Source organism: Streptomyces sp. NPDC036984 (assembly GCF_055607665.1).
Window position 1 is genome coordinate 282,830 of the sequence record NZ_JBVJRL010000006.1, and the last position, 13,937, is coordinate 296,766.

The window sequence follows — 13,937 nt, forward strand, 5'->3', positions numbered from 1 at the left end:
TCCCGGCCGGCCGCGGTGAACCGGTACACCGTGCGCTCCGGGCGGTCGCCCTGCCCGCCCGTACCCTTGACCTCGATGAGACGCCGTACACCGCCCCCGCCCGCCCCGCTCCCCCAGCGCGACGGGGTCGACCCCGTGCGGGTGCGGCTGCCCATGGAGGGGGCGTGGGCCACGGTGCGGGAGCATCTCGTGGAGCGGCTCACGGGCGCCGGGCCCGGGGTGATCGAGTCGATGTTCGCCGCCGGGCTGGTGGTCGGGGCCGACGGGCGGGCCGTGCCGCCGGACGCACCGTACCGGCCGGGGACGTACGTCTGGTTCCACCGCGAGCTGCCGACCGAGGTGGCGGTGCCGTTCCCGGTGGAGGTGGTCTACCGCGACGAGCACATCGTGGTGGCCGACAAGCCGCACTTCCTGGCCACGACCCCGCGCGGCACGCATGTCGCGCAGACCGCGCTGGCCCGGCTCCGGCACGAGCTGGGCATTCCCACACTGACGGCGGCGCACCGCCTGGACCGGCTCACCGCCGGCCTGGTGCTGTTCACCGTGCGTCCCGAGGAGCGCGGCGCCTACCAGACGCTGTTCCGGGACCGGCAGGTGCACAAGGAGTACGAGGCGATCGCGCCGTACGACCCCGCGCTCACCCTGCCCCGCATGGTACGGAGCAGGATCGTGAAGGAACGCGGAGTGCTCGCCGCCCGGGAGGTGGCGGGCGAGCCGAACGCCGAGACCCACGTGGAGCTTGCCGAGCACCGGGCCGGGCTCGGCCGCTACCGGCTCGTCCCGGCGACCGGGCAGACCCATCAGCTGCGGGTGCACCTGACCGCGCTGGGCGTGCCCATCCTCGGTGATCCGCTGTACCCCGAGGTGACCGGCCCGGTGCCGGCCGGTGACTTCCGGCGCCCGCTCCAGCTGCTCGCACGCGGGCTGGAGTTCACCGATCCGGTCACCGGGGCGCGGCACGCGTTCGTCAGCGGGCGCCGGCTGGGGGCCTGGACCTCCTACGGCGACTGGGCCGGGGACCGCGAGGGCCGCCGGCCCGCGGTCACGCGCCCCGCCACCAGCGCACCAGCCGCCGCCACAGTCCCCGCGGCCGGGCCGCCGGCTCCAGGGCCGGAGGGATCGCCTCCGGCGTGAGGAGGGGGCCGAAGTCCGAACGCTGCCGTTCGACGACGGCCGGGGCCCGGTCGCTGCTCAGGGTGCCGACCTGCCAGTTGGAGCGCTGCGGCGGAACGGGCATGGCCCGCGGCGCCAGGTCGACGTCCTGCTGCGGCTTCGGTTCGAAGCGCACCGGCAGGGCCACCAGGTGCCGGGAGGCGATGGACGACCGCCAGCGCAGCTCCTCCTCGGCGCAGTCGAGCTGGATGTCGGACAGCCGGGTCAGCAGCGCGTCGACACCGACGTCGGCGATGGCGCGGCCGATGTCCTGGCCGGGGCACTCGTGCGGGCCGCCGCCGAAGGCGAGGTGCGAGCGGTTGCCCTGCATGCTCGCGGACAGGTCGGGCCGCACCCGCGGGTCGACGTTGCCCGGGGCGGGCGCGAAGAGCAGCCCGTCGCCCTTGCGGATGCGCCGGCCGCCCAGCTCGGTGTCCTGCTTGGCGTAGTACCCGAGGACCGTGCTGAACGGCGGCTCGTCCCACAGGGACTGCTCGATCGCCTCCGGCACGGTCATCTGGCCGCCGTTGAGCTGGGCGCGGAAGCCCGGCTCGGTGAGGACCATGCGCAACGCGTTGGCGAGGAGGTTCGCGGTGGCCTCGTAGGCCGCGAAGAGGACGAGCCGCAGGTGTTCGCGGACCTCGTCGTCGGAGAGCCCGGCCGGGTGGGTGATCAGGTGGCTGGTGAAGTCGTCGTCGGGCCGGGCGCGCCGCCGGGTGGTGAGCCGGCTGAGGGCGTCCATGACGTAGGCGTGGCTCTGGATGGCGGTCTCGGTGCCCTTGAGGGCGTCCCGGGCGGCATGCACCATCCGGTCGTTGTACTCCTCGGGCATGCCGAGGATCTCGCACAGCACGGCCATCGGCAGGTGCTCGGCGAACTGGGAGACCAGGTCGGCCCGGCCCCGCTCGCAGAAGCCGTTGACCAGGAGCTGGGTGTGCCGGCCGATGTGGCGGCGGACGCTGCGGTGGTCGATGGTGGCCATGGCCGCGGTGACCGCCTCGCGCAGCCGCTCGTGCTCGTCGCCCTCGGCGTGCGAGCAGATGGGCTGCCAGGCGATGTGCGGCATGAGGGGGTGGTCGGGCTTGACCGTGCCCTCCCGCAGCGGGGTCCAGATCCGGCTGTCCCGGGTGTACTGCGAGGGGCTGCGCACCAACTGGAGGTTCTCGGCGTGCCCGAGCACCACCCACATCGGTACGTCGTCGTGGAGCAGCACCGGGGCCACGGGGCCGTGCTGCTCGCGCAGGCGCTCGTAAAGGCTGCCGAGATCCTCGGCGTCGGGGCCGTAGAGCCGATGCACTCCCCCGGGGCCGAGGCCGTGCGCCGGGCAGCCCGGCGGCGGGCCGGCGGTGGGGTCTGTGCCGGTCAGGGATGGGGATTCAGACGTCACGGTGTCGCTCCGGAACGGATGGTGGGGGGCGGTCGGCGGCAGGTCAGGTGAGGGCGCCGGAGAGGGCGATGGCGTGCAGGAAGCGCACGAGGGTCATCAGCACCTCCTTGCTGGAGGCCCGGCGGCGCACGTCGCACTCGATGATCGGGATCTCCGGGCCCAGGTCCAGGGCGGTGCGCAGTTCCTCGACCGGGTAACGCGGGGCGTCCGGGAAGGAGTTGACGGCGACGACGAAGGGCACGCCACGCTCCTCCAGCCGGCCCATGACGTCGAAGCTGACTTCCAGGCGCCGGGTGTCGACCAGCACGACCGCGCCGAGGGCGCCTTCGAACAGGCCGTTCCACAGGAACCAGAAGCGCTCCTGGCCGGGGGTGCCGAAGAGGTAGAGCACCAGCTTGTCGGTGATGCTGATGCGGCCGAAGTCCATGGCCACGGTGGTGGCCGTCTTCGACTCGGAGCCGTAGTTGTCGTCCACGCCGATGCCGGCCTGGGTCATGGTCTCCTCGGTGGTCAGCGGCCTGATCTCGCTGACCGAACCGACCATGGTGGTCTTGCCGACACCGAACCCGCCCACGATCACGATCTTCGCCGCGGCCTGGGCCGTGTGCGGCAGATGGTCCTCGGTGCGTGGGCCGGGAATCGTGTCAGAGCTTTTGAAGTCCATGCATCACCGCTTCGAGGAGTGATCGGTCGGGAACCGCCTGGCGGACGATCGGGGCGCGGGCCTGCACCACTCCGGCTGCGATCAGTTCGGTGATCAGTACGGTCATCGCGCTGAACGGCAGCTGGACATAGGCCGAGAGCTCGGCAACGGACAACGGGGCGATGCAGAGCCGGAGCACGGCCGCCTCCTCCGGTGAGGCGGTCGGCGAGGGCGCGGAACGCGCCACGATCAAGGTCACCAGGTCGAGTTCGGCGCGGGCGCCGTCGGCGGTTCCCGCGATGGTGTACAGCCGTTCGGGGTTCTTGGGCTTCTGCTCACCGCCCACCGGTTTCGGGGGCGGCGGGGGCGGGGGCGGAAGGTGCTGCGACCGGCGCCGTCTGCGCGGTGGAGGTGTCATACGGTCTGCCCGTTCCGCCGCGGCGGACTGGTGAGATGGGCGCCGATCCGGACGACGAGGTCACGCATCATCCCGCTCATACGGCCCGGTTCGCAGGTGACGTCGGCGAGTACGGCGAGGTAGGCGTTGGGGCCGGCGTTCATGAGGTAGAAGTAGCCGCCCTCGATCTCGAAGACCACGAGCCTCATGTCGCCGGCACCCGGCAGCTCCTGGATGATGGCCCCGGCCAGGCTCTGCACGCCCGCGCAGGCGGCGGCCACCCGGTCGGCGGCGTCGGGGTCGCCGCCGTAGCGGGCGATGCGCAGTCCGTCGGCGGAGAGGACCACGATCATCTCGATGCCCGGCACGCCGTCGTTCAGCTGCTTGAGCATCCAGTCCAGGTTCGCTCGCTGCTGGATCACTTGAGGTCCCCCTCGTCGTCGGCCTCGATGGCGCCCTCGGCGGGGTCGGCCGAATCTTTGAGCAGATGCAGGTACTTGGTCGGGTGGATCGTGAAGTCGGTCAGTTCCGGCCCGGTGGCGTCCGGGGGCATGCCCTCCCGCAGGCCCTTCCAGAAGGCTTCGATTCCCGCACCGATCGGCCGGTCCATGAGCTTCTTGCGCTCCGGGTCGATCTCGGGCTCGGGTTCCGGCTCCGCCCGGGTCTGGGACCAGATGGTCGGTCTGCCCTCGCGCTCGGCGCGCTCGATGGCGGCCTGTTCGGCGATCCGCTGGCTGAGCGGGGTCTTCACCCGGCTGCGGCGCTGCGGCAGACCGCCCGCGGTCCACTCGGTGACCTCCGGGACGTCGTCCTCCAGGGAGATCCCGGCGGGGATCTTGGGGCTGGTGGGGCGACGCTTCTTGGGCGGGCGCTTCGGGCCCTCCACGGCGCCGAGTTCGGGCTTCGGGATGCCCGTGGCGCCGATGCCGTGCGCGGCGCCGACGCCGGGCTCGGTGGTCGTCATCACGCGCGGCACGACGAGGATCGCGCGGACACCGCCGTAGGCGGAGGAGCGCAGCGAGACCTCCATGTCGAACTGCTTGCACAGCCGGCCGACGACGGCGAGACCGAGGCGCGGGTTCTCGCCGAGATTGTGCGCGTCGTCGAAGTTCTTGGCGTCCTCGATCGCCTGCTCGATACGGGCGCGGGACTCCTCGCTGAGGCTGACGCCCGCGTCCTCGATCTCGATGGCGATGCCGGTCTGCACCTCGGAGGCGGTGACGTGCACCTTGGTCGTCGGCGGCGAGTAGCGGGTGGCGTTGTCGAGGAGCTCGGCGGCGGCGTGGATGATCGGCTCGACCGCGGTGCCCTTGATGTTGATGGTGACGATGGAGGCGAGGTTGATCCGGCGGTACTCCAGGATCCGGGACATCGCGCCGCGCAGCACGCTGTAGAGGGAGACCGGCAGGGGCCACTGACGGCCGGGGCGGCCGCCGCCGAGGACGGAGATGGTGTCGGCGAGGCGGCCGATCAGGGAGGTGCCGTGGTCGAGCCGGAGCAGGTCGTCGAAGACCTCGGGGTTGCGGCCGTGGTCCTCCTCCATCTCCCGGAGTTCCTTGGCCTGCTGGTGGACGATGGCCTGGACGCGGCGGGCGATGCTCACATAGGAGCGCTCGGTGGCGTCGCGCATCGAGATCTCGTGGTCGGCACCGCGCAGCGCCGTACGCACCAGGTCGCGGTAGCCCTCGGGCAGGCGGCGCAGTTCGGGGTCGGCGTCGTAGACGTTGCTCACGACGTCCCGCAGCACCTCGCCGCGGCGCAGCCGGTGGAAGCCGGTGGGCAGAACGTCGTGGATGATGCGGTCCAGCACCGCGTGGTGCGCCGCCATCCGACGCTCCAGTTGCGCGGCGTAACGGGCGTGTTCGGCCTGCGCCTCGCGGAGCAGGCGGCCGCGGCGGGCGGCCTCCCCGGCCGTGCCGAGGACCAGCAGCACGGCCAGCGCTCCGCACACGCCGACGGCGAGCCGCGCCGTGGGCGGTACCAGGGCGACGGCGGCCCCGGCCGCCGCGGCCATCACTATGGCCGGCGGCAACAGCACGCGCGCATAGGGACGTTCACGGCCACGGGGGGGCTTCTGAACACTCACCATGGATGCCTTCTGAGACGAATCGGCTGGGTGTCGGGAGAGCTTTCAGGGGGAAGATTCATGGAACTAACGGAATCTGCTTCATATGTGGGAACAGGCGCACGAATCACCTCAACCGGGTGCGCCGCGGGCGAGCTTAGTCCGACCGGATCATCGCCGTGTCATATTCGGCAACCCCCTGAAATCACCCCTGCGACAGGAGTACGCTCGGCTCCTTTTGCACACTGCGCCTTCAATCGAACACGTTCGGTAACGGCGGACAGGCGTGCGAAAGTCACTCACCGTGAAGAGTGAAAAAGGAACCGGGGCCACACCTCGCCGGCCCCGGCCGCCGTTCCCTACGCCGTGACCGCCTTCAACGGCCGCAGGGCCCGGACCGCCTGGCGAAGACGGTCCGGGCCCTTGCGACATGGCCGGCCACAGCCGGCCTCACGGGGCGCGGGGAAGCCGGATCGACCCGCACCCGCCCACCCGGCGGGTCAGCCCACCGACGAGTAGGCGACCACACCCCGCAGCAACTGGTCCACGGCCTTCCGCGCGGCCTTCGCCACGGTGGAACCCTCCGCGGGAGCCGCCGCGGAGATCTGCCCGAGCACATCGATGACCTGCTTGCACCACCGCACGAAGTCACCGGCGGGCATGTCCGCCTCGCGCAGCACCTCGTCGAGCGCGTTGCCCGACGCCCACATGTACGCGGCCCAGGCGAAGCCGAGATCCGGCTCCCGCTGGCCGACACCCTCGGTCTGGCTGATCCGGAAGTCCTCCTCCAGAGCGTCGAGCCGGCCCCAGATCCGGACCATCTCACCGAGCGCGGCCTTGGCCTTGCCGGAGGGCAGCTTCGGCGCCATCGCGTCGTCGCCGACCCGCGCCTCGTACACCAACGCCGAGACACACGCGGCGAGTTCGGCAGCGGACAGCCCCTCCCAGACCCGCTCACGCAGACACTCGCTGGCCAGCAGGTCCAGCTCGCCGTACAGCCGCGCGAGCCGCTTGCCGTGCTCGGTGACCTCGTCACCGCGCAGATAGTCCAGCTCGGTCAGCAGGGCCACGATCCGGTCGAAGGTCCGCGCGATCGTGTTCGTACGGCCCTCGATGCGCCGCTCCAACTGCGAGGTGTCACGCAGCAGCCGGTGGTAGCGCTCGGCCCACCGGGCGTGGTCCTCGCGGTCGTTGCACCCATGGCAGGGGTGCGCCCGGATGGCGGTCCGCAGCCGGGCGATCTCGCGGTCGTCGGCGGCCTGGGACCGCTTCTTGCGCGCCCGCTCCGGCGGGATGTGCCCGGCCTTGGTGCGCAGCGCGGAGGCGAGGTCCCGGCGGGACTGCGGCGAGCGCGGGTTGAAGCTCTTGGGGATCCGCATCCGGTCCAGCGGCTCGACCGGCACCGGGAAGTCCATCGACGCCAGCCGCTTGACCTGGCGCTCCGCGGTCAGCACCAGCGGGCGCGGGCCGTCGTAGTGGTCGAACCCGCGGTGGCCGTTGGAGCGCCCGGCGGGCAGACCGGGGTCGAGGACCAGGGCCAGCCCCGCGTACTTGCCCGTGGGGACGTGGATGACGTCGCCCGGCTTCAGCCTCTCCAGGGCGACGGCGGCCTCGGCGCGGCGCTCGGCGGCGCCCTGCCGGGCCAGCTCCGTCTCCCGGTCCTTCAGCTCACGGCGCAGCCGCGCGTACTCCTCGAAGTCACCGAGGTGGCAGGTCATCGAGGCCTTGTAGCCGGCCAGCCCCTCCTCGTTGCGCTGCACCTGCCGGGAGATCCCGACGACCGACTTGTCGGCCTGGAACTGCGCGAAGGAGGTCTCCAGCAGCTCACGCGAGCGGTGCCGGCCGAACTGCTCGACCAGGTTCACCGCCATGTTGTACGACGGCTTGAAGCTGGAGCGCAGCGGATACGTGCGCGTGCCCGCGAGACCGGCGAGGTGCTCGGGGCTCATACCGCGCTGCCACAGCACGACCGCGTGGCCCTCGACGTCGATGCCCCGGCGGCCCGCGCGGCCGGTCAGCTGGGTGTACTCGCCGGGTGTGATGTCGGCGTGCTGTTCGCCGTTCCACTTGACGAGCTTCTCCAGCACCACCGAGCGGGCGGGCATGTTGATGCCCAGTGCGAGGGTCTCGGTGGCGAACACGGCCTTGACCAGGCCGCGCAGGAACAGCTCCTCCACGACCTCCTTGAAGGTCGGCAGCATGCCCGCGTGGTGGGCGGCGATGCCGCGCTCCAGGCCCTCCAGCCACTCGTAGTAGCCGAGGACGTGCAGGTCCTCGGGCGCGATGTGGGCGGTGCGCTCCTCGACCAGGGCACGGACCTTTTCCCGCGCCTCCTCGTCGTTGAGCCTGAGGCCCGCGTACAGGCACTGCTGGACGGCGGCCTCGCACGCGGCGCGGCTGAAGATGAAGGTGATCGCGGGCAGCAGGCCCTCGGAGTCCAGCCGCTCGATGACCTCGGGACGGCCCGGGGTCCACACGCGCGAGCGCTGTCTGCGCTCCCGCTCCCGGTCGGCCTCGCGCATCGCCCGGCCGCGCCGGCGGTCCTGGTACGACGGCCGGGTGGCCTCCATGCGGGCCAGCCGGACCAGGTCGGGGTTGACGGCCTTCCTGTGGCCCTCGCCCTCCTCGAACAGGTCGTACATCCGGCGCCCGGCGAGGACGTGCTGGAACAGCGGCACGGGCCGGTGCTCGGAGACGATCACCTCGGTGTCGCCGCGGACGGTGTCCAGCCAGTCACCGAACTCCTCCGCGTTGGACACGGTCGCGGAGAGCGAGACCAGGGTCACCGACTCGGGCAGGTGAATGATCACCTCCTCCCAGACGGCGCCGCGGAAGCGGTCGGAGAGGTAGTGCACCTCGTCCATGACCACATAGCCGAGGCCGAGGAGGGTCTGCGAGCCGGCGTAGAGCATGTTCCGCAGCACCTCGGTGGTCATCACGACCACCGGGGCGTCGGAGTTCACGCTGTTGTCGCCGGTGAGCAGGCCCACCTTCGCTATGCCGTAGCGGCGGCACAGGTCGGCGTACTTCTGGTTCGACAGCGCCTTGATGGGTGTCGTGTAGAAGCACTTCTTGCCCTGCGCGAGGGCGAGGTGGACGGCGAACTCGCCCACGATCGTCTTGCCCGAGCCGGTGGGGGCGGCCACCAGCACACCCTTCCCCGTTTCGAGCGCCTGGCAGGCCTCGATCTGGAAGGGGTCGAGGCCGAAGTCGTACATCTCGCGGAAGGAGGCGAGCGCGGTGGCCTGCTCGGCTGCCCGCCTGCGGGCTGCCGCGTACCGCTCGGCCGGTGAGAGATCCTCTGTCATCGTACTTTCGAGCGTACCGGGCGCCACTGACAACGCGACGATCATTATCCGGATCGTGGGGCCTGCCCGAGGGCGCAACGGCACAGGCGCGACGGCAGAGACAGGGAAGCGGGCCAAGGGCGGCGGAACGACGGATGCCCCCGTCCTCAGGGAGCGGGGGCATCGCGCGGCGGCCGGGTAGCCGGATCAGGTCACGTCGTCGTAGCCGTTGACCCGGTCCGTGCTCACCTGCTCGGGCAGCGCCCGGCTGGCCGGGACCGGCTCCACATCGCCGATGTCATCGGGCGTGAGGTCCAGCTCGGAGGCCTCGTCGTCGGCGGGGCCCGCGGCCTCGCGGCGGTGCCGGCGCTTGTCGTTGAGGAGCGAGAAGCCGGTCGCGGCGAAGTACAGCACCCAGATCGGCCCGGCGAGGGCCAGCATGGACAGCGGGTCGGTGCTCGGCGTGGCCACGGCCGCGAAGACCGTGATGCCCAGGATCATCCCGCGCCACCAGCCCAGCATGCGCCTGCCGGTCAGCACCCCGGTGAGATTCAGCATGATCAGCAGCAGCGGCAGCTCGAAGGAGAGGCCGAAGACGATCACCATGCGGGTGACCAGCTGGAGCAGGTCGTCGAGCGGCAGGAAGTTCCTGATGGACCCGTTCGGGGTGAAGTCGAGCAGCACCTTCGCGGTGGTGGGCAGCACCGCGTACGCGAAGTAAGCACCCGCGAAGAACAGGGGGGCACCCGTGAAGACGAAGGCGTAGGCGTACTTCTTCTCGTGCCGGTGCAGACCCGGCGCGACGAACGCCCACAGCTGGAAGAGCCAGAGCGGAGACGCGATCACCACGCCGGCCATCAGCGAGACCTGGAGGGCCAGCGTGAACGGGGCGAGGAGACCGTTGATCGTGATCTCCGCGCACTGGTGCTTGCCGCTGGCCTTCGCCAGCTCTTCGAACGTCTCCGGGCAACCGATCGAGTCGAGGATGGGCCTCGTCAGGAAGTTGATGATGTCGTTGTAGAAGAAGGCGGCGACGACCGTCACGACGACGATGGCCAGCAACGCCTTCGCGAGCCGGTTGCGGAGCTCACGAAGATGATCCGCAAGGGGCATCCGCCCCTCGGGATCCTTCTCCTTCTTGCGGGCAGGCTTGAGCAACCCACGTCCTCATCTCGTGCGGTGGGCCGGGGCTTTCCGGCCCTGCGTCAGCGCTGGGTGGTGTCCGTCGGCTCGTTGACCGGCCGCGAGCTGGTCACATCACCGGGGGCCGCCTGGATGGTGCGCTGGGCCGGAGGCTGCTCGTTGGAGCCGGGCGCCTGGGCGGAGGCGTTGCTCTCCTCCTTCATCGCCTTGGCCTCGCTCTTGAGGATGCGCGCGGACTTACCCAGCGAGCGAGCCATGTCGGGAAGCTTCTTAGCGCCGAAGAGCAGCAGAATAATGACGAGAATCAGAGTGATCTCGAGCGGGCCAAGCCTTCCGAACATAAGTCTTTACCTTCTCACCGAGGCGGCTGGGTGGGGTGCTGTCCGACCAGTCGGACATGCGTCCGATGGTCGTGCTGGCAGCGATCGTAACGCCGAGGGGTGAACGTGAGGCAATCCCCGTGCGTACTCCCGGTCCACGGTGCGGGCCTCGTTCTCCGCACCGCGACCAGCAGCGTACCTTCCAGGACCGACTCGGTGACAGGGCGAAGTGGCCCAAAACGCATCGGCCCCGGCACTCACAGCGTTTCCTTACCCGGGCTTACACAGAGTCCACGGCCCGGGCCGCGCTCACGGCCGCCCGCTCCAGATCCTCGGCGGCCCTGTTGATACGGCGGGCGGACTCCGCGACCTGCTGCCCGAGGCGCCGCGCCTCCAAGAACACCCGGACGGCGAGCACCCCCAGGACGGCGAGACCCAGGAAACCCACGGCTACCGCGAACATCGGCCAGAACATGACGTCGAGCCTAGACCGTCCGCCGGCACCGACCGCAGCCGGCCGCACCCCGGCACGCGGCCGGCTACCCCGTGAAGTGCGGCCCGAGGGTCCTGACGCCGGCTACACCGTGGAGTGCAGCCGCAGGGTCCTGACCCCGCCTCCGCTGAGCAGTTCGACGATCCGCTCGCCGGCGGGCTTGCGGACCGCGGCGCCGCAGTCGGGGCAGGTGAAGGAGTAGAACGTCGTCCGGCTGGTGGCGCCGATGGCAAGGCGCAGCGCGCTCGCGGCGAGCTCGAAGCGGCCCCGGCAGTCCGGGCAGCCCGCCCGGAACACCACCGGGACCACTCTCCGCATCCCGGCGAAGGCGGTCGCCACCGACATCTCGCCCGCAACCGACTCCGGAGACTCGCTCACAGCCCTCGCTCCTTCTTCTGGTCGTTCGCCAAGCGCGCCGCTGGAAGGGCCACGGTCTGCCGTCCGGCGCCTGCCGCGCCGTCGCGGCCGGTCGCGCCCCCGCGGCAGAGCCGCACAGGGGACACAGCCCCGCGCCCCTTCGGGGCGCCTCACTGCCCGGAGCTTGCCTGCCTCGCCGTGTCGTACGCCGCCAGTGCCTCCGCCGCCGCCCGGCGGGCGCTCTCGGCCAGCTCCGGCGGCGAGACGATCCGGCCGTCGCGGCCGAGCCGCAGCGCCAGCCGGCGCAGGGAGGCCGGATCGGGGGTGCGCAGAGTGATACGCAGCCCGCCGTCGGGAAGCTCATCGGCGCTGTCGTGCGGGTAGTACTCGGCGACCCAGCGGCCGCCGGGGCCGACCTCCACCACGACCTCCGGGTCCTCGGCGGCCGGCTGCACCAGTGCCTCGGAGAGGTCGCGCAGCTCTATCTCGGGCGGAGCCGCGGGCGCGTCCAGGACTTTGATCTCGGCGACCCGGTCGAGCCGGAAGGTGCGCCGGGCCTCGGAGCGGCGGCACCAGGCCTCCACGTAGGTGTGGCCGACGCTGACCAGCCGGATCGGGTCGATCTCGCGCTCGGTGACCTCGTCGCGGGCCGGGGAGTAGTAGCGGATCCACAGCCGGCGGCGCTCGGAGATCGCCCGGTCGACGTCGGCGAAGACACCGCCCTCGGACTCGAAGGTCACCGACAGCCGGGAGCTGGCACCGGCGGCCTCGCCGGCCGCGGCCTCCACCTTGGCGGTGGCCCGCAGCAGCGCCTGGCGGTCGCTCTCCCGCAGGCCGGGCAGGGTGGCGACGGCTCGGGCGGCGACCAGCAGGGCGGTGGCCTCGTCGGCGGCGAGCCGGAGCGGTTCGGCCGCCTCCTCGCCGAGCGCGGCCGGGTTGTGCCACCAGATCCGCTCGCCGTCCGTGTCGATGTCCAGCAGGTCGCCGCCGCGGAAGCTGGTACCGCACATGGGCAGCAGATCGAGGTCGGCGACCAGCTCGTCCTCGGTGATGCCGAAGGCGCGCGCGACATCGGCGATCCGGGCGCCGGGGCGCTCCCTCAGGTAGGTCACCAGGGAGAGCATCCGCCGGGTCTGGTCGATCGCGTTGACGGTCCTGGCCGGTTTGCCTGCCACAGTCCTGCTCCCCCTCAGCCCTTGGCCACGGCACGCAGCCGGTCCACCACGTCGGCCCGCAGCTCGGCCGGTTCCAGGACCACCACGTCCGGCCCGAACTCCACCAGCCAGGCGTCCAGGCCGTGCCCGTACGGAATCTCCAACTCGTCCCAGCCGTCGCCGAGTTCCCGGACCCTGGTGGCCTTCGCCCGAAGGGGGTAACCGGAGCCGGAGCGCAGCCGGATCAGCGCCGTGCCGTCGGCGATCTCGCCGGCCCAGCCGGCGACGGTCTCACGCACGGTGACGACGTCCGGCACGGGCGCGGTGAACCCCGTGCCGCGCGAGCGGACCCTGCCGGTGATCCGGGAGAGCCGGAAGACACGCTCGGCCCCCCGGTCGCGGTCGAAGCCGGCCAGGTACCAGTGGCCGCGCCAGCACTCCAGCGCCCACGGCTCGACATGCCGGGGCTCGGGGCGGGCGGCGGATGCCTTGCGGTAGTCGAAGACGACCGGGCGGCGGTCGCGGCAGGCCAGCATCAGCGGCTCGAAGGCGGCCTCGTGCACCGGGATGCGCGGCTCCAGGGCGCTGTGCGCCTCGTAGGGGTCGACGTCCTCGGGCAGCCCCGCGGCGCGCAGCTTCTGGAGGGCCCCGCTGGCGGCGCCGGCCAGGCGGGCCTGCTGCCAGACTTTGGCGGCCAGACCGAGGGCGGCGGCCTCCTCGGCGTCCAGCGTGATGGGGGGCAGGCGGTTGCTGTCGCGGCGGGCGAGGTAGCCGACCTCGCCGTCGAGGTTCTCGACGGTGGCGATGACCAGGCCCAGCTCGCGCAGGTCGTCCTTGTCCCGTTCGAACATCCGGTTGAAGGAGTCCTCGCTGCCCGCCACGCCCCTCTCCGACCTGGCGGCCTCGCGGTACGCCTCGATGGAATCGCGCAGCTCGCGCTTGCTGAGCGGCCGGCGTGTGCCGAGCAGACACAGCGCGAGGTTCATCAGCCGCTCGGCCTTGGCAATGGCCATCGACGCCCTTCGCCTTCCCTATTGTGCTTCCGACCGATGACCGTACCGCTCCGCGGGGCGGTGACAAAAGCCGAGGGCCCATGCCCGAGCAGGCATGGGCCCCAGGTGATCGGATCCGGTCGGATCCGGCCGGCCGATCAGGCGTTCATCAGACGCCGAGCAGGTCGACCACGAAGATGAGGGTCTCGCCGGGCTTGATCGCCGGAGTCGGGCTCTGGTTGCCGTAGGCGAGGTGGGCGGGGATGGTCAGCTGGCGACGGCCGCCGACCTTCATGCCCTGCACGCCGAGGTCCCAGCCCTTGATGACCCGGCCGCCGCCCAGCGGGAAGCGGAACGGGGTGCCACGGTTCCAGCTGGCGTCGAACTCCTCGCCGGTGCTGAATGCGACGCCGACGTAGTGGACGGTGACGTTCTGGCCCGCCTGCGCGACCGGCCCGTCCCCCTCCCAGATGTCCTTGATCTCGAGGTCCGCCGGGGGCTCGCCGCCCGGGAAGTCGATCTCGGGCTTCTCGATGCTCACGTCAAA

14 protein-coding genes are annotated in these 13,937 nt (G+C 71.5%); 1 reads left to right on the forward strand and 13 read right to left on the reverse strand.

Annotated features, from left to right (window positions below; all coding sequences use genetic code 11):
- The first annotated feature begins 75 nt into the window (after window positions 1–75).
- On the forward strand, window positions 76–1,134 hold the full coding sequence (locus ACZ7DL_RS14815; protein WP_470774447.1) for an RluA family pseudouridine synthase: 1,059 nt from the start codon (window positions 76–78) through the stop codon (window positions 1,132–1,134).
- Here ACZ7DL_RS14815 and ACZ7DL_RS14820 read toward each other — a convergent pair.
- The 13 genes from ACZ7DL_RS14820 to ACZ7DL_RS14880 form a co-directional block, all read right to left on the reverse strand.
- A complete protein-coding gene (locus tag ACZ7DL_RS14820; protein ID WP_470774448.1) occupies window positions 1,043–2,539 on the reverse strand; it encodes a cytochrome P450 in 1,497 nt (498 codons plus the stop codon). The two genes, ACZ7DL_RS14815 and ACZ7DL_RS14820, sit on opposite strands and share 92 nt — an antisense overlap.
- A 43-nt stretch (window positions 2,540–2,582) precedes the next feature.
- Complete coding sequence (locus tag ACZ7DL_RS14825) at window positions 2,583–3,203, reverse strand: GTP-binding protein (RefSeq protein ID WP_470774450.1); 621 nt, start codon at window positions 3,201–3,203, stop codon at window positions 2,583–2,585.
- Window positions 3,184–3,600 (reverse strand): DUF742 domain-containing protein, encoded by a 417-nt coding sequence (locus tag ACZ7DL_RS14830; protein ID WP_470774452.1) that lies wholly within the window; start codon window positions 3,598–3,600, stop codon window positions 3,184–3,186. The genes ACZ7DL_RS14825 and ACZ7DL_RS14830 overlap by 20 nt, the downstream gene beginning before the upstream one ends.
- Window positions 3,597–4,001, reverse strand: coding sequence for a roadblock/LC7 domain-containing protein (locus ACZ7DL_RS14835; protein ID WP_470774453.1), 405 nt, complete (start codon window positions 3,999–4,001; stop codon window positions 3,597–3,599). Before ACZ7DL_RS14835 ends, ACZ7DL_RS14830 begins: the two co-directional genes overlap by 4 nt.
- Entirely contained in the window at window positions 3,998–5,668 is a 1,671-nt protein-coding gene (locus ACZ7DL_RS14840) for an ATP-binding protein (protein ID WP_470774455.1), read from the reverse strand. Before ACZ7DL_RS14840 ends, ACZ7DL_RS14835 begins: the two co-directional genes overlap by 4 nt.
- Before the next feature lie 476 nt (window positions 5,669–6,144).
- Window positions 6,145–8,997 (reverse strand): DEAD/DEAH box helicase, encoded by a 2,853-nt coding sequence (locus ACZ7DL_RS14845; protein ID WP_470774456.1) that lies wholly within the window; start codon window positions 8,995–8,997, stop codon window positions 6,145–6,147.
- Window positions 8,998–9,138: 141 nt separating this feature from the next.
- Window positions 9,139–10,089, reverse strand: coding sequence for a twin-arginine translocase subunit TatC (gene tatC, locus ACZ7DL_RS14850; RefSeq protein ID WP_470774458.1), 951 nt, complete (start codon window positions 10,087–10,089; stop codon window positions 9,139–9,141).
- A gap of 47 nt (window positions 10,090–10,136) precedes the next feature.
- The gene (gene tatA, locus ACZ7DL_RS14855; RefSeq protein ID WP_470774460.1) at window positions 10,137–10,415 is read right to left on the reverse strand and encodes a Sec-independent protein translocase subunit TatA; all 279 of its coding nucleotides are present in this window, start codon (window positions 10,413–10,415) and stop codon (window positions 10,137–10,139) included.
- A 259-nt stretch (window positions 10,416–10,674) separates the two neighbouring features.
- Window positions 10,675–10,869 carry a hypothetical protein gene (locus ACZ7DL_RS14860; protein ID WP_470774462.1) on the reverse strand — a complete coding sequence of 65 codons (195 nt, stop codon included), beginning with the start codon at window positions 10,867–10,869 and terminating at the stop codon, window positions 10,675–10,677.
- 102 nt (window positions 10,870–10,971) lie between these two features.
- The gene (locus ACZ7DL_RS14865; protein WP_470774581.1) at window positions 10,972–11,232 is read right to left on the reverse strand and encodes a hypothetical protein; all 261 of its coding nucleotides are present in this window, start codon (window positions 11,230–11,232) and stop codon (window positions 10,972–10,974) included.
- Window positions 11,233–11,414: 182 nt separating this feature from the next.
- Entirely contained in the window at window positions 11,415–12,419 is a 1,005-nt protein-coding gene (locus tag ACZ7DL_RS14870; RefSeq protein ID WP_470774463.1) for a helix-turn-helix transcriptional regulator, read from the reverse strand.
- A 14-nt stretch (window positions 12,420–12,433) separates the two neighbouring features.
- Window positions 12,434–13,411, reverse strand: coding sequence for a helix-turn-helix transcriptional regulator (locus tag ACZ7DL_RS14875; protein ID WP_470774464.1), 978 nt, complete (start codon window positions 13,409–13,411; stop codon window positions 12,434–12,436).
- A gap of 148 nt (window positions 13,412–13,559) precedes the next feature.
- The gene (locus tag ACZ7DL_RS14880) at window positions 13,560–13,931 is read right to left on the reverse strand and encodes an FKBP-type peptidyl-prolyl cis-trans isomerase (RefSeq protein ID WP_470774465.1); all 372 of its coding nucleotides are present in this window, start codon (window positions 13,929–13,931) and stop codon (window positions 13,560–13,562) included.
- Between the last annotated feature and the right edge of the window lie 6 nt (window positions 13,932–13,937).